Source organism: Micrococcus sp. GPGPB33 (genome assembly GCF_037853785.1).
Taxonomy (GTDB): Bacteria; Actinomycetota; Actinomycetes; order Actinomycetales; family Micrococcaceae; genus Micrococcus; species Micrococcus luteus.
Map to the genome: position 1 here is coordinate 1,972,613 of NZ_JAQMWO010000002.1, position 24,831 is coordinate 1,997,443.

16 protein-coding genes and 2 pseudogenes are annotated in these 24,831 nt (G+C 70.9%); 10 read left to right on the forward strand and 8 right to left on the reverse strand.

Annotated elements, in window-relative coordinates; genetic code table 11:
* Positions 1-245 precede the first annotated feature (245 nt).
* On the forward strand, positions 246-1,415 hold the full coding sequence (locus tag POD19_RS09400; protein WP_340309513.1) for a glycosyltransferase: 1,170 nt from the start codon (positions 246-248) through the stop codon (positions 1,413-1,415).
* A 67-nt stretch (positions 1,416-1,482) separates the two neighbouring features.
* Here the strand turns inward: POD19_RS09400 and POD19_RS09405 are convergent, their stop codons facing one another.
* The 3 genes and pseudogenes from POD19_RS09405 to POD19_RS09415 all read right to left on the reverse strand — a co-directional run bounded on the left by POD19_RS09405 (position 1,483) and on the right by POD19_RS09415 (position 5,103).
* Positions 1,483-2,376 carry a MaoC/PaaZ C-terminal domain-containing protein gene (locus tag POD19_RS09405; RefSeq protein WP_340309514.1) on the reverse strand — a complete coding sequence of 298 codons (894 nt, stop codon included), beginning with the start codon at positions 2,374-2,376 and terminating at the stop codon, positions 1,483-1,485.
* A 2-nt stretch (positions 2,377-2,378) separates the two neighbouring features.
* Positions 2,379-3,727 (reverse strand): annotated as a pseudogene (locus POD19_RS09410) (3-oxoacyl-ACP reductase).
* 32 nt (positions 3,728-3,759) lie between these two features.
* Entirely contained in the window at positions 3,760-5,103 is a 1,344-nt protein-coding gene (locus POD19_RS09415) for an acetyl-CoA C-acetyltransferase (protein WP_036315208.1), read from the reverse strand.
* A 118-nt stretch (positions 5,104-5,221) separates the two neighbouring features.
* Here POD19_RS09415 and POD19_RS09420 point away from each other — a divergent pair, with 118 nt between their 5' ends.
* Both POD19_RS09420 and POD19_RS09425 read left to right on the forward strand, forming a co-directional pair.
* Positions 5,222-5,935, forward strand: a complete 714-nt coding sequence (locus POD19_RS09420; RefSeq protein WP_340309441.1) for a TetR/AcrR family transcriptional regulator — start codon at positions 5,222-5,224, stop codon at positions 5,933-5,935.
* On the forward strand, positions 5,932-8,055 hold the full coding sequence (locus POD19_RS09425) for an acyl-CoA dehydrogenase family protein (protein WP_340309442.1): 2,124 nt from the start codon (positions 5,932-5,934) through the stop codon (positions 8,053-8,055). Before POD19_RS09420 ends, POD19_RS09425 begins: the two co-directional genes overlap by 4 nt.
* A 77-nt stretch (positions 8,056-8,132) precedes the next feature.
* Here the strand turns inward: POD19_RS09425 and glgA are convergent, their stop codons facing one another.
* A complete protein-coding gene (gene glgA, locus POD19_RS09430; protein WP_340309443.1) occupies positions 8,133-9,329 on the reverse strand; it encodes a glycogen synthase in 1,197 nt (398 codons plus the stop codon).
* A 113-nt stretch (positions 9,330-9,442) separates the two neighbouring features.
* Between glgA and glgC the strand changes: the two genes are divergently transcribed.
* Positions 9,443-10,687, forward strand: coding sequence for a glucose-1-phosphate adenylyltransferase (glgC, locus tag POD19_RS09435; RefSeq protein WP_144826634.1), 1,245 nt, complete (start codon positions 9,443-9,445; stop codon positions 10,685-10,687).
* Positions 10,688-10,790: 103 nt separating this feature from the next.
* A complete protein-coding gene (pepN, locus tag POD19_RS09440) occupies positions 10,791-13,439 on the forward strand; it encodes an aminopeptidase N (RefSeq protein ID WP_069941299.1) in 2,649 nt (882 codons plus the stop codon).
* Positions 13,440-13,518: 79 nt separating this feature from the next.
* Here pepN and POD19_RS09445 read toward each other — a convergent pair whose 3' ends face one another.
* The 4 genes and pseudogenes from POD19_RS09445 to POD19_RS09460 all read right to left on the reverse strand — a co-directional run.
* Positions 13,519-14,472, reverse strand: a complete 954-nt coding sequence (locus tag POD19_RS09445; RefSeq protein ID WP_101962892.1) for a hypothetical protein — start codon at positions 14,470-14,472, stop codon at positions 13,519-13,521.
* Between the two features lie 137 nt (positions 14,473-14,609).
* A complete protein-coding gene (locus POD19_RS09450; RefSeq protein ID WP_340309444.1) occupies positions 14,610-15,668 on the reverse strand; it encodes a lipoate--protein ligase family protein in 1,059 nt (352 codons plus the stop codon).
* A gap of 103 nt (positions 15,669-15,771) precedes the next feature.
* Entirely contained in the window at positions 15,772-16,029 is a 258-nt protein-coding gene (locus tag POD19_RS09455; RefSeq protein WP_002855042.1) for a type B 50S ribosomal protein L31, read from the reverse strand.
* 109 nt (positions 16,030-16,138) lie between these two features.
* Positions 16,139-16,588: pseudogene (locus POD19_RS09460) on the reverse strand (TrmH family RNA methyltransferase); the annotation flags it as partial.
* Positions 16,589-16,780: 192 nt separating this feature from the next.
* Here POD19_RS09460 and POD19_RS13035 point away from each other — a divergent pair.
* From POD19_RS13035 to POD19_RS09485, 5 genes are read left to right on the forward strand one after another with little or no spacing between them, the layout of a single operon-like run.
* Positions 16,781-17,407 carry a recombinase family protein gene (locus tag POD19_RS13035; protein ID WP_084776553.1) on the forward strand — a complete coding sequence of 209 codons (627 nt, stop codon included), beginning with the start codon at positions 16,781-16,783 and terminating at the stop codon, positions 17,405-17,407.
* A gap of 11 nt (positions 17,408-17,418) precedes the next feature.
* A complete protein-coding gene (locus POD19_RS09470; RefSeq protein ID WP_061873146.1) occupies positions 17,419-18,969 on the forward strand; it encodes a type I restriction-modification system subunit M in 1,551 nt (516 codons plus the stop codon).
* The gene (locus tag POD19_RS09475) at positions 18,966-20,459 is read left to right on the forward strand and encodes a type I restriction-modification system subunit M (protein ID WP_061867257.1); all 1,494 of its coding nucleotides are present in this window, start codon (positions 18,966-18,968) and stop codon (positions 20,457-20,459) included. Before POD19_RS09470 ends, POD19_RS09475 begins: the two co-directional genes overlap by 4 nt.
* On the forward strand, positions 20,456-21,613 hold the full coding sequence (locus POD19_RS09480; RefSeq protein WP_061867256.1) for a restriction endonuclease subunit S: 1,158 nt from the start codon (positions 20,456-20,458) through the stop codon (positions 21,611-21,613). Before POD19_RS09475 ends, POD19_RS09480 begins: the two co-directional genes overlap by 4 nt.
* A complete protein-coding gene (locus POD19_RS09485; RefSeq protein WP_113914395.1) occupies positions 21,613-24,549 on the forward strand; it encodes a type I restriction endonuclease subunit R in 2,937 nt (978 codons plus the stop codon). The genes POD19_RS09480 and POD19_RS09485 overlap by 1 nt, the downstream gene beginning before the upstream one ends.
* Positions 24,550-24,831: the final 282 nt, after the last annotated feature.

The window sequence follows — 24,831 nt, forward strand, 5'->3', positions numbered from 1 at the left end:
CGAACTGGACCGTGCCGCTCGGCGACGGCGCCGGACGGATGGTCTCCGTCGAGGACCTGGCGGACTCGGCGTCGGCGGCCCCGGCTGTTCGACGCCGTGGACGCCGAACTGCGGGCGTCCGTGCCGGTGGGGATCGGGGTCAGCCTGCACACCTCCCCCTGGCCCAGCCCGGCCGCGGCGACGCGGGCGGCATGAACGTCTACGTGCGGCAGGCCGCCGTCGCCCTGGCCCGCCGGGGCGTGCGGATGATCCTGCTGACCCGGGCGGAGGAGCCGGTGGGACCGGACGGCGCACGGGTCCGGATGCTGGACGCCGGCGGGCAGGCCCCGCCGGTCACGGTGGTGGATCTCACGGCCGGGCCGTCCGCTCCCGTGTCCAAGGAGGAGCTGGCGGGACTGGGCGCCGAGTTCACCCGCGCGGCCCTGGACTGGCTCGCCTCGGACGCCGTGCCGGGCGGTCCCGTCCTCGGTGGCACGGACGCCCCGCCGGTCGCGTTCGTGCACGGCCACTACTGGCTCTCCGGGTCCACCGCCGCGGCCCTGGCGCGGGCGGCGCACGCCCCGTACCTGCAGACCATGCACACCACGGCGGCGGCGAAGATGCTCGAGGACCCCGAGCTGCGCGAGCCGACCGCGCGGATCGAGGCCGAGCGCGGGATCGTCGGGCGGGCCGACCTGCTCGTGGTCAACTCCGCCGCCGAGGTCGCCGACCTGCGCGAGCTGCTGGACGTGCCTCGCGCCCGCACCCGGGTGCTGCCTCCCGGGGCTGACCTCGAGACGTTCACGCCGGACGGCGCCGCGCAGTGGCCGGGCGCCCCGGAGGACGACGGGGCCCTGCGCGTCCTGTTCGCCGGCCGCGTGCAGCGGCACAAGGGCCCGCACCTGCTCGTGGCCGCCCTCGGGGTGCTGCGCGAGCGGGCCGGTGGCGCGGGCGCCGACCCGGGGGTGCGCCTGCACGTGAACGGGGCCGCTTCGGGGGACGACGAGCTGGACCTGGCGGGCCTGGCCGCGCGGGAGGGGGTCGCCGACCTGGTGACGTTCTCCGGGCCGGTGCCCGCGCCCGCCCTCGCCGCCCAGTTCCGGGCGGCGGACGTCGTGGCGATGCCGAGCGCGTCCGAGACCTACGGCCTGGTCGCCCTCGAGGCACAGGCCTGCGGCACGCCCGTGCTGGCGCACCGGGTCGGCGGACTGGTCTACGCGGTCCTCGACGGCGTGTCCGGCCGCCACGTGACAGCGGGCACCCCCGAGGCGTGGGCCGAGGCCCTGGCCGAGATCCTGGCGGATCGTGACGCCTGGGCCGCACTGAGGACCGGCGCCGTGCGCCACGCCGCCGGCCACTCGTGGGAGGCCTACGCGGACGGGCTGCTCGAGGCCGTCGCCGCCGTGCCGCGGCGGTCGCCCGGGCTGGACGCCTGACCGCCCGAACGCACCGGCCCGCCGAGACAGCGAGTCTCGGCGGGCCGGTGCGCGGGTCCGATGGCCGTCAGGACTCGAGCGGAGTGATCTCCCCGGAGAAGTGCGGGCGCCGGCGCCGCGCATCCCAGCCGCACACGCGCGTGCCGCCGTCGGGCCCGGGCTCGTAGCGGACGGCCACGGTGGTCGGCAGCACGACGGGCGCCTCGAAGTCGATGTGCCAGCGGAACCCGGCACCGGCCGGCTCCCGGCCCTCGAGCATCCGGGCGGCCAGGAACATCCCGTGGGCGATCGCGCCCTTCATGCCGAACAGTCGGGCCGAGACGCCCGTCAGGTGGATCGGGTTCCAGTCGCCGGAGACGCCCGCGTACCGGCGCCCGGCCCCCGTCCCGAAGCGCCACTGGGCGGTCGGCGTCGGGGGCACGAAGTCCGGGCGGGCGGGCCGCTCGGGACGCAGGCCGGAGAGGTGGACGCCCTTGGCGAGGTACCGGGAGACGCCCTCCCACAGCAGTGCCTCCGCGCCGTCGTCGCCGGGCCCCTCGACGGTCACGACGACGTCCACGGCCGTACCCGCGTGGTGCGGGACGAGACCCACCGCACGCGCGGTGACGCGCAGGGCGGTCTCAGCCGGGACGGGCCGGTGGTGCAGGACCGTGTTGCTCAGGTGCACCAGCCCGGGCAGGGGCAGTGGGAACTCGGGGTCGGCCATCAGCTCCATGGCCGCGCCGAACACCTGGGTGTGCACCAGGACCGAGGGCAGGTCCGCCGGATCCGCGGACCCGACGGCCCCGCGCCACGCGGTCACGGCCTCGGCCGGGATGCGGTGGCCGGTCACGACCACCTGACGGTCCGGGAGCTCGCGGGGACGGCGCCGACGGACGACGGCGTCCGCGGCGGCCCGCCCCGCGGCCCGGACGTAGAGCCGGCCGAGGGACGGCGGGGCGGACAGCTGCGTGGTCTGCATCCTCACGCCCCCAGCTTCGACTGGCCGCAGACCCGCAGCGTGGCCCCGTTGGTGCCGCCGGCGGCGTCCGAGGCGAGCCAGGCCACCGTCTCGGCCACGTCCTGCGGCAGGCCGCCCTGCTGCAGCGCGTTGAGCCGCCGGCCCACCTCGCGCGTGGCGAGCGGGATCTTCGCGGTCATCTCGGTCTCGATGAAGCCCGGGGCCACCGCGTTGATCGTGCCCCCGCGGGCCGCGAGGACCGGGGCGGACGCCGCGGTCAGGCCGATGACCCCGGCCTTCGAGGCCGCGTAGTTCGTCTGGCCGCGGTTGCCCGCGATGCCGGAGATGGAGGCCAGGCCCACGATGCGCAGCCCCCGACCCGCCACGTCCCGGGCGTCCTCGGCGAGGAACGCCTCGTTCATGGCCAGCTGGGCCGTGGTGTTCACGGCGAGGACGGAGTCCCAGCGCGCGGCGTCCATGTTGGCCAGCATCCGGTCCCGGGTGATCCCGGCGTTGTGCACCACCACGTCCATCCGGCCGTGCCGGGTGCGGCAGTGCTCGAGGATGCGCGCGCCGGCGTCCGGCGCCGTGATGTCCAGGGCGAGCGCGGTGCCGCCCACCTCGTTCACGACCTCGGCCAGCGCCTCACCCGCCGCCGGGACGTCCACGCCGACGACGACGGCCCCGTCGCGGGCGAGCGTCCGCACGATGGCGGCGCCGATGCCGCGGGCGGCGCCCGTGACCACGGCGACCTTGCCGGCCAGCGGGCGCGCCGCGTCGGCGGGGACCGCGCCGTCGGCGGTGGCGACGGGCACGAACTGGCCGGAGACGTACGCCGCGCGGCCGGAGAGCAGGAACGCCAGCGCGCCGGCCGCACCGGGGGCGGTGAGCGGCACGCCCTCGCCCAGGACCAGGCCGTTGGCCGTGCCGCCGCGGCGCATCTCGTGCGCGATGGAGCGGGTCAGGCCCGTCACGCCCTGGCGGGCGGCGCGGAGGGTCGGGTCCGTGGCGGCCTCGGGGTCCTCGAACACCGTCACCACGCGCGAGGAGGAGCCCAGCGAGCGCAGCGCGCCGCCGATCTCCAGTGCCACCGCGCCGAGGTCCGCGGGCGTGGCGACCCCGTCGAAGCACGCGACGATCGCCGCGTGGCGGGCGCCCTCCCGGGGGCGTCGGCGACCTCGAGGCCCCACGAGGCCAAGAGGGTGCGGGCGTCCGCGGCTGCGGGGGTCGCGCCCAGGACGAGCACGGAGCCGGGCAGCACGGGGTCGCCGGGGGTGTGCCGGCGCAGCTCGACGGGCTGAGGCAGGCCCAGGGCGCCGGTGAGGCGGCGGCCCAGGGGCGAGGCGACGAAGGTGCCGTAACGGTCGGTCATGGTCGGTCCTCTCGGGTCGGGTCGGTCGGGGCTCAGCGGCCGCGGAGCAGGGCGACGATGCCCTGGCCGCCGGCGGCACAGACGGAGATGAGGCCGAGGGAGCCCTCCCCCTTCTCGTGCAGCATCTTGGCCAGCAGGGCGACGATGCGGCCGCCGGTCGCGGCGAAGGGGTGACCCGCCGCCAACGAGGAGCCGTGCACGTTGAGCCGGGCGCGGTCCACCGAGCCCAGCGCACCCGGCAGCCCGAGGCGCTCGCGGCAGTACTCCTCGTCCTCCCAGGCGGCGAGGGTGGACAGGACGGTGCCGGCGAACGCCTCGTGGATCTCCACGAAGTCGAGGTCGTCGAGGGTGAGCCCGTGCCGGGCCAGCAGGCGCGGGACGGCGTAGGCGGGGGCCATGAGCAGGCCCTCGTGCCCGTCGACGAAGTCCACGGCGGCGTTCTCCATGTCCACGAACTCGGCGAGCACGGGAAGCCCGCGCTCGGCGGCCCACTCCTCGGAGGAGAGCAGCACCGCGGAGGCGCCGTCGGTGAGCGGGGTGGAGTTGGCCGCCGTCATGGTCGCCTCGTCCCCCAGCTGGCGACCGAACGCGGGCTTCAGGCCGGCCAGCTTCTCCGGCGTGGAGTCGGGGCGGAGGTTGTTGTCGCGGGCCAGGCCGTGGAACGGGGTCACCAGATCGTCCATGTACCCGGCGGCGTACGCGGCGCCGAGGTTCCGGTGGGAGGCCGCGGCGAGCTCGTCCTGGGCCTGACGGGTGATGCCCCACTTGTGGGTGGTCAGGGCCTGGTGCTCGCCCATGGACATGCCGGTGCGCGGCTCGCCTGCGCCGGCCGGCTCGGGCACGAGCTGCCCGGGGCGCAGCTGGGCGAGGGCGCGCAGGCGGTCCTTCATGGTCTTGGCGGTGTTGAGCTGCAGCAGCACGCGGCGCGCACCGTCGGAGAGCGAGACGGGGGCGTCCGAGATCGAGTCCACGCCGCCGCCGATGGCGGAGTCGAGCTGGCCGAGCCGGATCTTGTTGGCCAGGGTGCCCAGGGCCTCCATGCCGGTGGCGCAGGCCACCTGGACGTCGGCGGCGGGGGTCGCGGCGGAGAGCGCGGAGCCCAGGACGGCCTCGCGGGTGAGGTTGAAGTTGCGCGGGTGCTTGAGGACGGCGCCGGCGGTGACCTGACCGAGGCGCTCGCCCTGGAGCCCGAACCGCGCGACGAGGCCGTCGAGCGTGGCCGTGAGCATCTCCTGGTTCCCGACCTCGGCATAGGCGGTGTTGGCACGGGCGAACGGGATGCGGTTGCCGCCCAGGATGACGGCGGGGCGCAGCGCTCCACCGGCGACGGCGGGGCGGGAGGCGGTCTCGGACGCGGGGGTCTCGTGGTGGGTCATGACGGTCCTCTCGACGGCGGGCCCACCGCCGACGCGGCGGGGGCGTTTCCACCCCGGACGATACGGACGCCGGCGGGGTGGGTGACTGTGACCCACAGTACCTGATACGCTCGGTTTCGTGAACCCTGTCACGTCCACCGCCCGGGACGGTCGCAGCGTCCGCTGGGACCGGCACCGCGCCGAGCGCCGTCTGGAACTGGTCCGGGCCGCCCGGTCGGCCGTGCACGCCCTGGGCGCACACGCCTCGATGGAGGAGATCGCGTCCCACGCGGGGACCTCCAAGACGGTCTACTACCGCTACTTCGGCGACCGCGAGGGCCTGCGCCTGGCGGTGTCCGAGCGGGTCACCGCCCACATGGAGCGCCGCCTGCTCGAGGTCGCGGACGAACCGGTCTCCGAACCCGAGGCACTGCGTCGCATGGTCGAGGTGTACCTCACGGTCGCGGCGACGTCGCCCGAGGTGTACGCGTTCGCCGTCGCCCCGTCCCCCGCCGCGGCCGAGGCCCCTGTGCTGGGCCCGTTCCTCGAGCGCGTCTACGCCGTGCTCGAGTCGGGCCTGGCGCGCGGGATGGCCGCGCGGGGCCACGCCCCGGCGCCGGCGGACCCGCTCGCCCTGTGGCCGCGTGCCGCCGTCGGCCTCGTCCGGGCCGCCGCCGAGACCTGGCTGCGGACCCCGGCCGCCGGTCGCATCCCGGTCGAGGCGATGGCCCGCGCCATCGCCGACTGGCTGCTCACCGGCCTCATCGGCGCCGCGCCCGGCGCCTCCCTCGAACCCGCGGCGGCGGACGCCGACCGCGCCCGCCCCCACTCACGAACAGGAGCATCGTCATGACCGTCCACGAGAAGCTCGCCCCCCAGTCCCCGACGCCCAGCACCGAGGTCCCCTCCGACGTCGCCGAGATCGCGCCCGAGCGGCCGACGCCCGGCTCCCTCGACGCCGCGGCCCTCGAGGAGGCCCTCCTCGGCCGCTGGGCCGCGGAGCGCCGCGAATCCCGCGAACTCGCCAAGGACCCCGCCCTGTGGCGCGACCCGATGCTCGGCATGGACGAGCACCGCGCCCGCGTCCTGCGGCAGCTGGGCGTCCTCGTGGAGCGCAACGCGGTCCACCGCGCCTTCCCGCGCGAGTTCGGCGGCGAGGACAACCACGGCGGCAACCTCTCCGCCTTCGGCGACCTCGTGCTGGCCGACCCCTCCCTGCAGATCAAGGCCGGTGTGCAGTGGGGCCTGTTCAGCTCGGCGATCCTGCACCTGGGCACCGCGGAGCACCACCGCCGGTGGCTGCCGGGCGCGATGGACCTGAGCGTCCCGGGCGCCTTCGCCATGACCGAGATCGGGCACGGCTCGGACGTCGCCTCGATCGCCACGACCGCCACGTACGACGAGGCGACCCAGGAGTTCGTCATCCACACCCCGTTCAAGGGCGCCTGGAAGGACTACCTCGGCAACGCCGCGCTGCACGGCAGGGCGGCCACGGTCTTCGCGCAGCTGATCACCCGGGGCGTCAACCACGGCGTGCACTGCTTCTACGTCCCCATCCGGGACGAGGAGGGCGCCTTCCTGCCCGGCGTGGGCGGCGAGGACGACGGCCTCAAGGGCGGACTGAACGGCATCGACAACGGCCGCCTGCACTTCACCCAGGTCCGCATCCCGCGCACCAACCTGCTCAACCGCTACGGCGACGTGGCCGAGGACGGCACCTACTCCTCGCCCATCGCCTCCCCCGGGCGTCGCTTCTTCACGATGCTCGGCACGCTCGTCCAGGGCCGCGTCTCCCTGTCCCTCGCCGCCACCACGGCCTCCTTCCTCGGCCTGCACGGTGCGCTGGCCTACGCGGAGCAGCGCCGCCAGTTCAACGCCTCCGACCCGCAGCGGGAGGAGGTGCTGCTGGACTACCAGAACCACCAGCGCCGCCTCATCGACCGCCTGGCCCGCGCCTACGCGGACGCCTTCGCCTCCAACGAGCTCGTCGAGAAGTTCGACGACGTCTTCTCCGGCCGCTCCGACACGGACGTGGACCGGCAGGAGCTCGAGACGCTCGCCGCGGCCGTGAAGCCGCTGACCACGTGGCACGCCCTGGACACCCTGCAGGAGGCCCGCGAGGCGTGCGGCGGCGCCGGGTTCCTCGCCGAGAACCGGGTGGCCCAGATGCGTGCCGACCTGGACGTGTACGTCACGTTCGAGGGCGACAACACGGTGCTCCTGCAGCTGGTGGGCAAGCGTCTGCTGACCGACTACTCGAAGGAGTTCGGACGTCTCAATGTGGGCGCCCTCTCCCGCTACGTGGTCCATCAGGCCTCGGACGCCCTCCACCGTGCGGGCCTGCACAAGGTCGTCCAGTCCGTGGCCGACGGCGGGTCCGAGCGCCGCTCCGCGAACTGGTTCAAGGACCCCGCCGTGCAGCATGAGCTGCTCACCGAGCGCGTCCGCGCCAAGACCGCCGACGTCGCCGGCACCCTCTCGGGGGCCCGGGGCAAGGGCCAGGCGGCCCAGGCGGAGGCGTTCAACACGCGCCAGCACGAGCTCATCGAGGCCGCCCGCAACCACGGCGAGCTGCTGCAGTGGGAGGCCTTCACCCGCGCCCTGGAGGGCATCACGGATGAGACCACGAAGACCGTCCTGACGTGGCTGCGCGACCTCTTCGCGCTGCGCCTCATCGAGGACGACCTCGGCTGGTTCGTGGCACACGGCCGCGTCTCGAGCCAGCGTGCCCGGGCCCTGCGCGGCTACGTCAACCGGCTGGCCGAGCGGCTGCGCCCCTTCGCCCTCGAGCTCGTCGAGGCGTTCGGCCTCGAGCCCGAGCACCTGCGCATGGCGGTGGCTACGGACGCCGAGACCCAGCGCCAGGAGGAGGCCCACGCCTGGTTCACGGCCCGCCGGGCCGCCGGCGAGGAGCCGGAGGACGAGAAGGCCGTGCGCGCCCGCGAGAAGGCGGCGCGGGGTCGCCGCGGCTGACCGCGACCATCCCCCGGACGCACACGGGCCCCCGTCACCTCGCGGTGGCGGGGGCCCGTCTGCGTGGTCGGGCGGGCTCAGCGCAGCACGGCCTCGTAGACCTCGATCGTGCGCTCCGCGATGGTCTCCCACGAGAAGTGCTCGATCGCACGGGCCCGGCCGGCCTCACCCATCGCGCGGGCGCGCTCCGGGTCCTCCACGACGCGGGTGAGCGCGGCCGCGAAGTCGGCGGCGAACCCCTCCTCGTCCACGGGTGCCCCCGTGCCGTCGTCGACCTGCTCGAAGGGGACGAGCAGGCCGGTCTCGCCGTCCTGCACGACCTCCGGGATGCCGCCCACGGCGGAGGCGACGACGGCGGTGCCGCACGCCATCGCCTCGAGGTTGACGATGCCCAGGGGCTCGTAGACCGAGGGGCAGGCGAACACGGTGGCGGCCGTGAGGATCTCCATCACCTCGTGGCGCGGGATCATCCCCTCGATCACGACGACGCCCTGGCGGGTGCGCCGCAGCTCGGCGATCAGCCCGTTGACCTCGTGCGCCAGCTCCGCGGTGTCCGGGGCGCCGACGCACAGCACGAGCTGGACGTCCTCCGGCAGCCGCAGCGCTGCACGGAGCAGGTGCGGCACGCCCTTCTGGCGCGTGATGCGGCCGACGAACGCGACGGAGGGCTTGTCCGGATCGATCCCGTGCTTCTCCAGTGCGGCGGTGCCGGTCTGCGGGGTCCAGACCTGCGTGTCGATGCCGTTGTGGACCGTGTGCACCTTCGCCGGGTCCACGTCCGGGTAGCAGGCCAGGATGTCCCGGCGCATGCCGTCCGAGACCGCGATGACCGCGTCCGCCCCGAGGTAGGCCGTGCGCTCGGCCCAGCTGGACAGGGCGTAGCCGCCGCCGAGCTGCTCCGCCTTCCAGGGGCGCAGCGGCTCGAGGGAGTGCGCGGACAGGACGTGGGGCGCCTCGTGCAGGAGCTTGCCGAGGTGGCCCGCCATGTTGGCGTACCAGGTGTGGGAGTGGATGACGTCGGCGCCCTCGAGGTCGCCGAGGATCGTGAGGTCGGTGGCCAGGGTCTGCACGGCCCCGTTGGCGGCGTCGAACCCGGGCGGGTTCGGGTACGTCAGGACGCGGGCCCCGTGGTAGTCCGGGTCGCGCGGCTCGCCGAAGGCGTGCACGCGGACGTCGGCGCGGGAGGCGAGGACGCGGGTCAGCTCGGCGACGTGGACGCCGGCACCGCCGTAGATGGACGGGGGGAACTCTTTGCTCACGATGTCGATGCGCACGCCCCCAACCTAGTTCAGCCCGGCGGGGGTCGATAGTCTGGCGACACGGATGCCCCGCACGCCCCGAGCACGCGTGCGGGTCGCGACGACCCGGCTCACGAGGAGTGACGCAGATGGTGCAGAAGAAGGTCCTCTCGGTCGTGCTGGCGGGCGGTGAGGGCAAGCGCCTGATGCCGCTGACGGCCGACCGTGCCAAGCCGGCCGTCCCGTTCGGCGGCACGTACCGCCTCATCGACTTCGCGCTGTCCAACCTGGTCAACAGCCGGTACCGCGAGATCGTCGTGCTGACGCAGTACAAGTCGCACTCGCTGGACCGCCACATCTCCGAGACGTGGCGGATGTCCACGCTGCTGAACAACTACGTGGCCTCCGTGCCGGCACAGCAGCGCCGGGGCAAGGACTGGTTCACGGGCAGCGCGAACGCCATCTACCAGTCCATGAACCTGATCCACGACGCACGGCCGGACATCGTCGTCGTCATCGGCGCGGACCACGTCTACCACATGGACTTCCAGCAGATGGTGGACCAGCACATCGCCTCGGGCGCCAAGGCGACCGTGGCCGCGGTGCGCCAGCCTCTCGAGCTGGCCTCCTCGTTCGGGGTGATCGAGACGGAACCGCAGGACAGGACGCGGATCTCGGCGTTCGTGGAGAAGCCGGAGACGACCCCCGGCCTGCCGGACGACCCCACGCAGTTCCTGGCGTCGATGGGCAACTACGTGTTCGACACGGACGCCCTCGTGGCGGCGCTGAACCAGGACGAGGAGAACCCCGAGTCGAACAACGACATGGGCGGGGACATCATCCCGCTGTTCGTGGAGCGTGGCGAGGCCGGGGTGTACGACTTCACCGCCAACGAGGTGCCCGGGGGCACGGCCGGCAAGCACTACTGGCGGGACGTCGGCACCCTGGACTCCTACTACGACGCGCACATGGACCTGGTGCAGCCGTGGCCGGAGTTCAACCTCTACAACCGCGAGTGGCCGCTCTACACCCGCCAGTCCGTCTCCCCGCCGGCCAAGCTCGTGCGCTCATCCACCCGCCGCCCCGGCTCGGCGAACGACTCGATCCTCTCCCAGGGCGTGGTCATCTCCGGCGGCACCGTGGCCCAGTCCGTGCTCTCCACGGACGTGCGCGTGCACAACGAGGCGTGGGTGGAGCAGTCGGTGCTGCTGGACTCCGTCGTGATCGGCGAGGGGGCCCACGTGCGCAACGCGATCCTGGACAAGAACGTGGTCGTGCCCCCGGGCGCGCGCATCGGCTTCGACCGGGCGGAGGACGAGGCGAACGGCTACACCGTGACAGAATCCGGCCTGACGGTGCTCTCCAAGGGCCAGCCCGTCCCGACGCCGCACTGACGCGGCCCCGGGCCGCCGGTCCCGGACCACCGCCGACGCGCGGGCACGCCCCGGTGTGTCCGCGCGTCGCCGTCCCCGCTGGATCCCCGACCGGAGGCTCGCCTTGACCGACACCACCCCCGACCTCGACGCCACCAACGTCACCCGCGCGGAGGCCGCGGACCGCTCCCGCCTGCTCACGGTGCAGGACTACGTCGTGGACGTGGACCTCTCCGACGCCCGGGACGCCGCCGCCGACACCTATCCGGTCCGCACCGTGATCCGCTTCGCGTGCGCCGAGCCCGGCGCGCAGACCCACCTGGACTGGATCCACGGCGGCGTGGAGTCGGTGACCCTCAACGGCACGGCGCTGGACGTGGCCGAGGTCGTGGGCGAGGCCCGGGTGCTGCTGCCCGACCTGGCGGCGCAGAACGTGGTCGAGCTGGTCGGCCGGTCCGTGTACTCCCGGTCGGGCGAGGGCCTGCACCGCTTCACGGACCCCGCCGACGGCGAGGTCTACCTCTACACCCAGTACGAGCCCGCCGACGCGCGCCGCGTGTTCCCGGACTTCGAGCAGCCGGACCTCAAGGCCGCCTTCACCTTCTCCCTCACCGGACCCGAGGACTGGGTGCTGGCCTCGAACCGGCCGGAGGTCTCCCGGACGCCGACCGGGGACGGTGTCGTCCGGGTGGAGTTCGCCCCGACGCTCCCCCAGTCCACCTACATCACGACGCTGCTCGCCGGCCCCTATGCGCAGTGGGAGGACGCCTGGGACGGTCACCCGGCCAGCGGTGCGCAGGCCGTGCCGCTGCGGCTGTTCACCCGGCGCACGATGGCCGACGCGTTCGACCCCGAGGCCGTGTTCGACGTGACGAAGCGGGGGCTGACGTTCTTCCACGACCTCTTCGGCGTCGCGTACCCGTGGGGCAAGTACGACCAGGCGTTCGTGCCCGAGTACAACCTCGGCGCCATGGAGAACCCGGGCCTCGTGACCTTCACCGAGGACTTCGTGTTCACCTCGCGGGCCACCGCGGTCCAGTACGAGGGCCGCGCCAACGTGATCCTGCACGAGATGGCGCACATGTGGTTCGGCGACCTCGTGACGATGCACTGGTGGGACGACCTGTGGCTCAAGGAGTCGTTCGCGGACTACATGGGCGCCCTCGGCGTGGACGAGGCCACCGACTTCCGGACCGCGTGGGTGACCTTCGCGTCCCGCCGCAAGGCCTGGGCGTACGTGCAGGACCAGATGCCGACGACGCACCCCATCGTCGCGGACATCGTCGACCTCGAGGCCGCCCGTCAGAACTTCGACGGGATCACCTACGCCAAGGGCGCCTCCGTGCTCAAGCAGCTGGCCGCCTACGTGGGCCGTGACGCGTTCCTCGACGCCGCACATCGCTACTTCGCCGCCCACGCGTGGGGCAACGCCTCCCTCGCCGACTTCATGGCGGTCCTCGAGGCCGCCTCGGGGCGGGACATGCGCGCGTGGGCGGACGCGTGGCTGCACACCTCCGGCGTGCCCCGGCTGCGGGTCGACGTCGACGGCGACGCCCCGGTGCTGCGCCAGGAGGGCGCGGACCCGGTCACGGGCGGGCCGATCCTCCGCCCGCACGTGCTGAAGGTCGGCGTCTTCACGCCCGGGCAGGACGGCGTCCTGCGCCGCACCGCCCAGGTCACCGCCGATGTGCCGGGTGGGGCGGAGGGCGCGGCCGTGCCCCTGCCGGACCTCGAGGTGCCCGGGGGCGTCCGCCTCGTGCTGCCCAACGACGAGGACCTCACCTACGCCGCCGTCGCGCTCGACGCGGGCTCGCTGCGCGCGGCCCTGACGCACCCCATCGCGGACCCGCTCGCGGAGGCCACCGTGTGGGCCGCCCTGTGGTCGATGACCCGCGACGGCGAGCTGCCGGTCGCCCGGTTCCTGGACGCGGTGGCGACGCTGTCCGCGCGGATCGCGACCGTGGGCGTGCACGCGCAGGTGCTGGCGCAGGCCGCCGCGGCCGTGGGCCAGTACGCCCGCGCCGAGGACCGTGACGCGCTGCGGTCCCGGCTGGGCGAGGTCCTGGCCGAGCAGACCCGCACGCTCGAGGCCGGCTCCGACCGCCAGCGCACCGCGGCCCGCACGTGGGCGACGCTGGCGCGGGCCGACGTCGGGATGGCCGCGGCCCTCGAGGCCGCCCTGCTCGGCGAGGACGCGGCGGCGTTCGCGCCGGGCCTGGCGGTCGACGCGGAGCTGCGCTGGCTCGTGCTCCAGGCCCTCGCCGCGACCGGCCGGGCCGACCAGGACCGCCTGGACGCGGAGCTCGAGGCCGGCCGCACGGCGCAGACCGTCACGTGGCACCGGCTCGCCGCAGCCGCCCGCCCCGAGGCCGAGGTCAAGGCCGCCGCGTGGGAGGCGGTCATGTCCGGCCGCACGACCACCGGCACGGAGCTGTCCAACGACCTGCTCTCGGCCACGGCGGCCGGCTTCGCCGCGGGCGGGGTCGAGCTCCTCGCCCCCTACGAGTCCGGCTTCTGGCCGCGCCTGACCTCGGTGTGGGCCTCGCGGTCCAACGGGCTGGCCTCGCGCGCGATCGGCGGGCTGTTCCCGGGCCGCCAGGACGCGGTGGCCGGCGGCGCCGACGCGCAGGAGTCGCACCCGACGCTGGCCGCGGCCCAGCGCTGGCTGGACGAGCACCCCGACGCCCCGGGGGCCCTGCGGCGCCTGGTCGTGGAGCACACGGACGCCCTGCGGCGGTCCCTGCGCGTGCAGGCGGTGCAGCCGGCGGGCTGAGCGGTAAGCCCTCCCGCGCAGAGTGGTCACGACACGCCGCCTCCCCTCGGGCGAGGCGGTGTGTCGTGACCATTCCAGCTCAGGGCGCGGCAACGCGGAGCACGCGTTCCCGGCCCACCCGGCGCAGGCCCACGGCGTCGGCGGCGCGCTGGGCGTCCCGGTCGCGCATCCCCACCCGCTCGACGACGACGGGCCGCGTCTCCAGCACGGCCGTCAGTTCGGCGTGGCGCGCCACGTGCGCGGCCCCGCCGTCCGGGTCGAGAGACAGCGCCTGCCGGTCGGCCGCGTGGAGCCAGGCCGCCGACACGTCCTCCACCGGGCCGCGCAGGTGCGCGCCGAGGGAGGCGTCGTCGAGCAGGTCGGAGACGTCGGCGTCCGCGAGGCGGGCCACGAGTGCGGGTGGCCCGGCGACCACCGCGGTCGTGTGGAGCAGGACCACGTGCAGCAGCTCCGGGTCGGCGTCCGCGGCGGGCGCGAGCACGACGCCCGGGTCCTCCCACGCCGTCGGCGCGACGCCGAGTCCCGCGGCCAGCCCGGTCCGCAGCGCGGCGGTCGCGTCGGCGCCCAGCACGTCGGCCGGCGCGACCGTGCCGAGGGCCAGCGGGTGGACGCCGAGCAGCCGGTTCAGGGCGCGGGCCTCGCGGTGCGCCCGGTCCACGAGGGCGGCCAGCTCGGGCGAGGTCTCCCCCACCAGCGGCAGCTCGCGCAACGTTGCGGCCCCCACCGGCACCCCGGCCTCGGCCGCGACCGCTGCCAGCGCGTCCCAGTGTCGCGTCTCCTCCTGGGCAGGCGTGCGGCCGCCGCCCGGCTCGTCCGGCCCGGTCACCGTGGCGGCGGCCTCGTCGAGGTCGCGGACCGTGACGAGGTCCCACGTGCCGTCCGCGCTCCAGCCGCGGTCCGTGAGCAGAGGCACGCGGCGGCCGGAGGCGAGCTCCAGCTCGAGGGCGCAGTGGACGTCCACGGTCGACCGTGGGCGCCGCGGGGCGTCGGAGCGGGCGATCAGGCGGACGGGGGCGTCGTCGTCGGGGGTCATGGTCCGATCCTGACAGAGCCGCCCCGCCACACCTCGACGCGTCGGGGGCGGTTTCGGGCGGTATTCACGTCGAATACCACCGCAAACCGCCCCCGGACGGAAGCGTGCCGGACGGTGCCGGGACGCCGTCAGGCGGCTCAGGGCACCCGCGCGGTCCACTCGGGGGTCGTGAACTTGGTGCGGGCCAGCTGCTCGGCCTCCTCACGGGTGGCCTCGTCCAGCTCGACGCGGCGGGCGCCGTAGCGCTCCTCGAAGGTGGTCATCATGGTCTCCCAGATCTCGGCGCGGGAGACGCCGGTCTGGCGCCGGAGCGGGTCCACGCGCTTCTTCGCCGAGGTCACGCCCTTGCCGCGCAGCTTCTCCCGGCCGATGCGCAGCACCTCGAGCATCTTGTCCGCGTCGATGTCGTAGCTCATCGTCACGTGGTGCAGCAGCCCGGCCGTGCCCACCCGCTTCTGCGCGGCGCCGCCGATCTTCCCCTGGTCCGTGGCGATGTCGTTGAGCGGCTGGTAGAACGCGTGCACGCCGAGTCGGGAGAGCGCGTCCATGGTCCACTCGTCCAGGAACGGGTAGGACTCCGCCGTCTCCAGCCCGTCGACCAGCGACGACGGGACGTGCATCGAGTACGTGACGCAGTTGTCCGCCTCCATGAACATCGCGCCGCCGCCGGAGATCCGCCGCACCACGTTGATGCCGTGCCGCCGCGCCCCCTCGGGGTCCACCTCGTTGGCGAGCGACTGGAAGGCGCCGATCACCACGGCCGGCTCGTTCCACTGCCACAGGCGCATGGTCGGCTTGCGACGTCCCTCGGCCACCTGCCGGGTGAGCACCTCGTCCAGGGCCACGGTGAGCGCGATCGGCATCGGCTCCGGCCCGATGACCTCCCACTCGTGGTCCCCCCACGTGGTCGCCTTGCCGAGGGCCCGACGCACGGCCGAGGCCACCGCGAAGGCGTCCACGCCGAACAGCTCGGCCTCGGGTCGCAGACCCCGCTCGACGGCCTCCCGGATGACGCGGTGCTCAGCGTCCGCGGACAGCCCGGCCACCGCCGCGTTGAGGTCCTCGAGCGCCTCATCCGGCTCGAGGTAGAAGTCGCCGTTGATGCTCGCGGTCGCGATCCGGCCGTCCGCGAGGCTCAGGTCCGCCGCGACCAGCTTGCCGCCGATCACCTTGTATTCACCGTGGAGAGTCGTCATGCCCGTCAGCCTACGGGCGACGCGACGGGCCCCGCACCGCCCGGATCGTTCCGGGGGCGCGGGGCCCGTCGTCGTGGTGGGCGTGCGGCTCAGGCCGCCGCGGTCACTTCTTGCCGCCGAAGCCCTTGAAGCGGGCGTTGAAGCGCTCGACGCGGCCGGCGGTGTCCATGATGCGCTGCTTGCCCGTGTAGAACGGGTGCGAGGCGGCCGAGATCTCGACGTCGATCACCGGGTAGGTGTTGCCATCGGTCCACTCCGCGGTCTTGTCGGAGTTCGCGGTGGTGCGGGTGAGGATCTTCTCACCGGAGGCGAGGTCGTTGAAGATGACGTAGCGGTAATCCGGGTGGATCTCAGACTTCATGGTGCATCCTTCGTGTCAGCCGCCTGATTGGGACCAGGGGCGCGAGAGGTGTGGTCAGGGGGTCCGCCGGAGGGCGGGCCAGCCGCCCACTCTACCGCACCCGGGCCGGTCAGCGCGCGCGCAGCTCCCACAGCGCGACCGCCGCGGCCGCCGCCACGTTCAGCGAGTCGACGCCGGCGGGCATGGGGATGACGACGTCGGCGTCGGTCTGGGCGAGGGTCTCGGGACGGACCCCCGGCCCCTCCTGGCCGAGGACGAGGGCCAGGCGCTCGGCGGTGCGCAGCGGCTCGATCCAGGCGGAGTCCAGGCCCACGGCACGCTCCGTCACCTCGAGGGCGGCCACCGCGAACCCGGCCGCCCGCAGCGCGGGCAGCGACTGGGCGACCGGACCGGGCAGGCGCGCCCACGGCAGGCGGAACACCGTGCCCATCGAGACGCGGATGGCGCGCCGGTAGAGCGGGTCGGCGGCCTGCGGGGTGAGCAGCAGGGCGTCCCAGCCGAGGGCGACGGCGGAGCGCACCACGGCGCCCAGGTTGAAAGCGGTCACGACGCGTTCTGAAGCATCTCGGACCCGTGAACTCGGTTCCTTCCGGTCGACACACCGATGAACTGAGCATTGCGTTTCCGCAGGTCAGAAGGCAAATACGGCCGCTCGGTCGTCATCGTGGGCCGGCTAGGAGTGTTCAATAAACCCTATGCCCCCACACACTGCCATGCTGGGACTGCGCAGCGGCGACCTGAGCCTGGGCTGATGGCGCTCATCGGACTCATTCGGGTCGGGACAGACCCTCAGGACGCGAGGTTGCAACGGCAAGCACTCAAGCCGATCTGCTCACGTCTCGTCGAGGAGACAGCATCGCGTCGACGCCTGATCAAGAACCGCCCCGGGCTCCTCGCTGCTGTGGCGGAGGTGGGCGACGGCGATGCGCTCACCGTGACCCACGCACGAAGCCTGAGCACGAGCATGGTCGACGGGCTCGAGACACTGCTGGACCTCGTTGACCGAGGAGTTGCCGTGAAAGTCCTCAAGGGCCTCGCCGCGGGAGAGCACACCGGAGACTCGGAGTTCCTCGATGACGTCCGCGAGCTCACCCGGCGCCGCCGAGAGCTCCAAAGCTCCCGCGTCCGGGCCGGCATCCAAGCAGCGCGGGAACACGGAGTCAGCCACGGTCGACCACGCACCATTAGTGACGAGACGCAGCGCGAGATTAGGATGCGGAGAGATCAAGGCGAGACGTTGCGCAGCATCGCCGGAGGTGCTGGCGTGTCGATCGGAACCGCCCACCGCGTGCTGGCGCGACACGCGCCCCGTCAGGGCACGTTGTCCCCTCGGCGGAAAGCTGAGTCGGCAGCGCCTTGTCGCGTGGCGGAGCAATAGCTAGGAGACGGATGACCGAGGATGAGGCACGCGCGGCAGCGCGTGCATTGCGGCCCCACGGCGGGAGCGATCGGCTGACGCTGGCGGAGCTTGAGCAGTACCTTGCCGCCGCGGCTGACCTGCTGCGCGGCAGCATCGACCAGGCCGACTTCAAGGCATACATCTTCCCGCTGATGTTCTTCAAGCGGATCAGCGACGTCTACCTCGAGGAGTACGCCCAAGCGCTGGACGAGTCCGGAGGCGACCACGAGTTCGCCCTGTTTGCGGAGAACCACCGCTTCGTGATCCCCGAGGGCAGCCTGTGGGGTGACGTGCGCAGCCACACCGAGAACATCGGCACTGCGCTGCAGACCGCGTTCCGCGAGATCGAAAAGGCCAACCCAGAGACCCTCTACGGCATCTTCGGCAGCGCCAGCTGGACCAACAAGGACAAGCTGCCCGACCGCAAGCTCGCCGATCTCATCGAGCACTTCTCGAGTAAGGCTCTGACCAACGCCGCTGTGCCGCCCGACGTGTTCGGCAACGCGTACGAGTACCTCATCAAGAGGTTCGCCGACCAGTCGAACAAGAAGGCCGGTGAGTACTACACGCCGCGCTCGGTGGTCGGCCTGCTCGTCAACATCCTCGATCCCACCGAGGGTGAGACGGTCTACGACCCGGCTTGCGGCACCGGCGGGATGCTGATCGAGGTCATCGAGCACGTGAAAGATGCCGGCGGCAGCCCCAAGACCCTGTGGGGCAAGCTCTACGGCCAGGAGAAGGTGCTCGCCACCTCCGCGATCGCACGGATGAACCTGCTGCTACACGGCGTCGAGGACTTCAAGATCGTCCGCGAGGACACGTTGCGCAGCCCCGCCTTCTACACGGGCAACAACCTCGCGCAGTTTGACTGCGTCGTGGCCAACCCGCCGTTCTCGCTCAAGAATTGGGGCGAGCCCGAGTGGGCGTCCGACAAGTGGGGCCGGAATGCGCTCGGTGGTGTTCCGCCGAAGGGATACGCCGACTGGGCGTGGGTCCAGCACATGATCACCTCCGCGAAGCCGAAGACCGGCCGGGTCGCCGTCGTCCTGCCCCAAGGGGCACTCTTCCGGCAGGGAGCTGAGGCGCGGATCCGCACCCACGTGCTCAAGTCAGACCTCGTCGACGCGGTCATCGGGTTGGCCCCCAACCTGTTCTACGGCACTGGCCTCGCCGCCTGCGTGCTGATCCTTCGAACGGAGAAGCAACCAGACGAGTACGGCAAGGTGCTCTTCATCAACGGTGAAGACCTGTTCAAGCGCGGACGCAACCAGAACACCCTCGAACCCGAGCATGCCCAGCAGATCCTCGACGCCTATGAGCTCTACGCTGACATCGAGGGCCGCTCCCGTGTCGTCGACCTGGCCGAGATCGAGAGCAACGACTACAACCTCAACGTCCCGCTGTACGTCGCGCCTCCTGACAGCGGTGAGAAGCTCACGCTCGAGGACGCGCTCGCGAATCTCGAAACGGCGCACGCCGAGGCGACCACGACGCGTGCTGCGCTGGAGGCCGAGCTGGCGAAGTGGGGGCTGTCCGTATGAGCACCCGAATCACCCAGCGTGAGCTGGAGAACTACCTCTGGGGCGCGGCAATCGTTCTCCGTGGCCTGATTGACGCCGGCGACTACAAGCAGTACATCTTCCCGCTGGTCTTCTTGAAGCGGATCTCCGACGTCTACGACGAGGAGCACGCCGCCGCGATGGAGGTGTACGAAGACGAGGAGCTCGCCGACCTCCCAGAGAACCACCGCTTCGCCATCCCCCACGGCTGCCACTGGGACGACATCCACGGCGTCACGCAGAACATCGGCGCGGCACTCCTGCACGCCATGCGCTCCATCGAGAAGGCCAACCCCGACACACTCCCCGGCGTCTTCGGCGACGGCGACTGGGGCAACAAGGACCTGCTCCCGGACTCGACTCTGGCCGACCTCATCGAGCACTTCTCCACCAAGACGCTCTCGATCGCCAACCTGCCCGAGGACGAGCTCGGCAACGGCTACGAGTACCTGATCAAGAAATTCGCGGACGACTCCGGTCACACCGCGCAGGAGTTCTACACCAATCGCACGCTGGTGCACCTGATGACGATGATGCTGGAGCCCCAGCCGGGTGAGTCGGTGTACGACCCCACCTGCGGCACGGGCGGCATGCTCATCTCCACCGCCGCCGAGCTCAAGAGGCAGGGCAAGGAGTGGCGGAATCTGCGCCTCTACGGCCAGGAGCTCAACTACGGGACCTCTGCCATCGCGCGGATGAATCTGTTCCTGCACGGGATCACAGACGGTCACATCGCTCACGGCGACACCCTCAGCCGACCGGCATTCCTCGACGGCAAGGGCCATCTGCAGACGTTCGACGTCGTGCTGGCAAACCCGCCCTACTCCATCAAGGCCTGGAACCGTGCCGCATTCGCCAAGGACCCCTACGGCCGGAACGTCTGGGGTGTCCCGCCACAGGGACGTGCCGACTACGCGTTCTTCCAGCACATCGCCAAGAGCCTCGACCCCGATACGGGCCGCGCTGCGATCCTCTTCCCCCACGGGGTGCTCTTCCGGCGTGAAGAGGCGTCCCTCCGCAAAGCACTGGTGCAGTCAGACCTCATCGAGTGCGTCCTGGGGCTCGGCGCAGGGCTCTTCTACAACAGCCCGATGGAGGCCGTGGTCGTCACGCTCCGCGCCAACAAGCCCACCGAGCACCAGGGCGAGGTGCTGTTCATCAATGCCGTGAACGAAGTCGCCCGCGAACAGGCACAGTCCTTCCTCCGCGAGGCGCACCAACAGAAGATCCTGGCCGCCTATCGCGCCTTCGAGCCACAGGACGGGTTCGCTGCAGTTGGCACCCTCGACCAGATCGCGGAGAAGGGCCACAGCCTCGCGATTCCGTTGTACGTCGCGGGCGACTCGGCGAATGAAGGCGGCGAGCACATCGATGTCAGCGATGCAGTGGCGCAGTGGCGAACTGCCGCGCAGGTTTCGGACCAGGCGATTACTGACGTTCTCGCGCTGCTGAGAGCGGAGGTGCCCGCGTGAGCCTCAACCTCGACAAGTCGCGCTGGAAGCGGGTTGCCTTCGGCGACGTTGTTCGTAACGTCAATGAGACCATCCGTGATCTCGAAGCGGCCGGCATCAACCGCGTCATCGCGATGGAGCACATGGACCCCGGCGAGCTGAAGGTTAGCCGGTGGGGTTCAACAGAGGACGGCACCACCTTCACGCGACGCGTGAAGCCTGGACAGACGCTCTTCGGCAAACGGCGCGCGTACCAGCGCAAGGTTGCCTACGCCGAGTTCGACGCCATCTGCTCCGGCGACATCTACACGTTCGAGACCGATGGGACGCAGCTCCTTGGTGAGTTGCTCCCGTTCCTCGTGCAGTCGAACGGCTTCTTCGAGCATGCTCTCGGTACGTCGGCAGGGTCGCTGTCGCCGCGCACGAACTGGCGTGACCTGAAGGATTTCGAGTTCGATCTCCCACCCCTCGACGAGCAGAAGCGCATCGCCGACCTCCTCTGGACCGTCGAGCGGCACAGACGAGCGCTGACCAAAGTGCACGCGGAGGTAGTCCGCAGCCAGTCAGAACTTGTTGAGCAGTTCGTGCGGGCCGCGCCCGGTCGCGAGGTAAACCTTGGTGACGTTCTTAAGATTGTGCGCGGCGGCTCGCCGCGACCAATCAATGAGTACCTGACCGACAGTCCCGACGGACTGCACTGGATCAAGATCGGTGACGTACCGCCGGACGGCAAGTTCATCGACAGGACGGCGCAACGAATTAAGCCGAGTGGTCTTCCCAAGACTCGCACGGTGAAGCCGGGCGACTTCATCCTGTCGAACTCGATGAGCTTTGGCCGCCCGTACATCGTTCGGATCGACGGATGCATCCATGATGGTTGGCTTTCACTTTCGGATGTCGGTGGCCGCTGGCGAACTGACTACCTGTACTACCTTCTGCGGAGCTACGGGGTGCAGTCACAGTTCCGGCAGGGTGCCGGCGGCTCGACGGTAAAGAACCTCAACACCGACATTGTGAGCCGCGTTTCTGTTGTGCATCCGTCCCTTGAGGACCAGGATTCTTTGCTCGAGCAGATGGCCTCAGCGTCATCCGCAGTTGCCTCCGTGGCAAAAGAGTCGGATGCGGTGAAAGCGATCAAGTCAGCTCTGTCTGAGACAGTTTTCGGGGGCGACTGATGGCGCAGTTCAACGAGGCAAACTCGGTACGTGACTTCATCCGGGACCTCGTCAAGTCCATCGATGTCCAGTTCGTGCCGGGTAGCGAGTTGCCGCGTCGCGTCGACGAGGTGCTGCTGGAAGGCGTACTCAAGGGTGCGCTGATCAACCTCAACCCTGAGATCGAGGCTGATCCGGCGAAGGCCGACGAGGTCATCTACAACCTCCGCGCGATCCTGATCGCGGCGCGCAACAGCCCGCACCCGGTGGTCGCTAACGAGGAGTTCATGGCGTGGCTGACCGGGCAGAAATCGATGCCGTTCGGGCCGAACGGCGAGCACACCACAGTCCGTCTGATCGACTTCGAACATCTCGACGATGACTCCTCGAACCAGTGGATCGTCTCCACCGAGGTGACCTTCACGCAGGGCCGGCTGGAGAAGCGGTTCGATCTCGTGCTGTGGTGCAACGGTCTGCCCCTGGTGGTCGGTGAGGCGAAGACGCCGATCCGGCCGGCGTACACCTGGATCGACGGGGCCGCGCAGATCCACGATGACTACGAGCAGAGCGTCCCGCAGTTCTTCGTGCCCAACGTGTTCTCCTTCGCAACCGAGGGAAAGGACTTCCGATACGGCACCATCGGCATGCCCATCGAGCTCTGGGGCCCCTGGCGCGAGGACCCCACCGACGAGGACGCGCCGGCGAAGATCGGTCTCGTCGCGGTCCAGGAAGCCGTCGAAGGTGTCCTGACGCCACGCGCGGTGCTGGACTTCCTGCGATTCTTCACGCTCTACGCGACTGACAAGAAGCATCGCAAGATCAAGATCATCGCGCGGTTCCAGCAGTTCCAGGCGACCAATCTGATCGTTGACCGGGTCCTGCTCGGCAAGGTCAAGCAGGGCCTGATCTGGCACTTTCAGGGCTCGGGCAAGTCACTGCTCATGGTCTTCACTGCGCTCAAACTGCGCGCGATGGCCGAACTCACGAACCCAACTATCCTGATCGTGGTCGACCGCATCGACCTGGACACCCAGATCACGGGCACCTTCAACGCCTCGGACGTCCCGGGCTTGGTGTCGACGGACTCGCGCGCGCAGCTCCAGACACTGCTCAGCCAGGGCGCGCGGAAGATCATCATCACCACGATCCATAAGTTCGGCGAGGCACCCGGCGTCCTCGACGCTCGGCAGAACATCATTGCGATGGTCGACGAGGCTCACCGCTCGCAGGAGGGTGACTACGGGCAGAAGATGCGTGGGGCGCTGCCCAACGCGTACCTCTTCGGTCTGACCGGCACCCCGATCAACCGGCGCGACCGCAACACGTTCAAGTGGTTCGGTGCACCCGACGACGAGGGCGGCTACCTCTCGCGATACTCCTTCCAGGATTCCATCCGCGACGGTGCGACTCTTCCGCTGCACTTTGAGCCACGCCTCTCGGAGATCCACATCGACCAGGAGGCCATCGACACGGCGTTCGAGGAGCTGGCTGCCGACCGCGACCTCTCCGAGAGCGACAAGATCACGCTTTCGAAGAAGGCGGCCTCGATCGAAGTGCTGATCAAGACGCCCTCGCGCATCGCGAAGATCGCCGCTGACATCGCCAGCCACTTCAGGGAGAAAGTCGAGCCACAGGGGTTCAAGGCACAGGTCGTCGCGTACGACAAGTCCTCCTGCGTCGCCTACAAGAACGAGCTCGACAAGCACCTCGGGCCGGAGGCATCGACCATAGTCATGTCGAAAACCCGAGGTGACTCGCCCGACTGGGCCAAGTGGACCCCAGGTGCCGAGGAGCTGGAGCAGGTTGTCGCGCGGTTCAATGACCCGACCGACCCGCTCAAGATCATCATCGTGACGGCGAAGCTGCTGACCGGGTTCGACGCTCCGATCCTCTACTGCCAGTACCTCGACAAGCCGCTGAAGGAGCACACGCTGCTCCAGGCGATCACTCGCACCAACCGCGTGTACCCGCCGGACAAGACCCACGGCCTGATCGTCGACTACCTCGGCATCTTCGACGACGTCGCCCGATCCCTCTCCTTCGATGAGCGGGCTGTCCGGGAGGTCGTCTCCAACATCGAGGAACTGAAGGCTCAGCTCGCGCCGGCCATGGCTGCCGCGCTCGCGTTCTTCCCCGGGGTCGACCGCACGGTCGGCGGGTACGAAGGCCTCGTCCAGGCGCAATCCGCGATCGCCGACGATGTCACGAAGGACGCCTTCGGAGCCGCCTACAGCGTGGTGTCGCAACTGTGGGAGGCACTCAGTCCGGACCCCATACTGGGCAAGCATCGCGACGACTACCGCTGGCTCACGGACGTCTACGAGTCGGTCCGCCCCTCAGACATCACGGGGCGACTCGTGTGGCACGCGCTCGGAGCCAAGACAATCGACCTGATCAACGAGCACGTCGCCGTCGAGATCCCGCAGAACACCGAGACGATCGTGCTCGACGCTCAGACGATCGAAGACCTCATGACCGGTCGGCGCACCGACATCCCCACCGAAGAGATCGAGCGTCAGATCACCGCACGCATCGCCCGGCACCTGCACAACCCGGTCTTCGTCGAACTCGGCCAGCGCCTCAACGACCTGCGCGAGCGCTACGCCGACATCCAACAGTCCAGCCTCGACTTCCTCCGAGAGCTTCTCGAACTCGCCCGCGACACTGTTGCTGCCGAGAAAGCAGCCGACGAGATGCCCCGGGAAGAGAAGGGCCGGGCGGCCTTGACTGAGTTATTTGACGCTCTCAAGGGCGATCAGACCCCGATCATCGTCGAGAACGTCGTCAACCGGATCGACGAGGTCGTCCGTGGGGTCCGCTTCGAGGGGTGGCAGTCCACGATCCGCGGCGACCAGGAGGTGCGCCAAGCGCTTCGGAAGACCCTCTACGTCCAATTCAAGATTCGCGACAACGACGTCTTCGAAAAGGCCCTCGGCTACGTCCGAGAGTACTACTAAGCTCCGAACCGGCTGAATGCAAGTCAAGCCGATGATAACTGGAGGACGGATCCCGAGTATGTCTCGATATGCCCCTTGCTTAACTTCCGGGTTCATCGGTCGGGTCCGGCGCGTCGTACCACGGCATGGGGCTACCAGAGATGCGGAACGGTCTAGAGCGAACGGCACGTCAGGCCGATGGGACCGTGGCACTACACATACTTAGCTAGGAAAGACCGGCTAATTCTTTGGTTCGACACCCCACGACCATCGCGACCGTTTTCACAAGTCGACGAGCCTGAA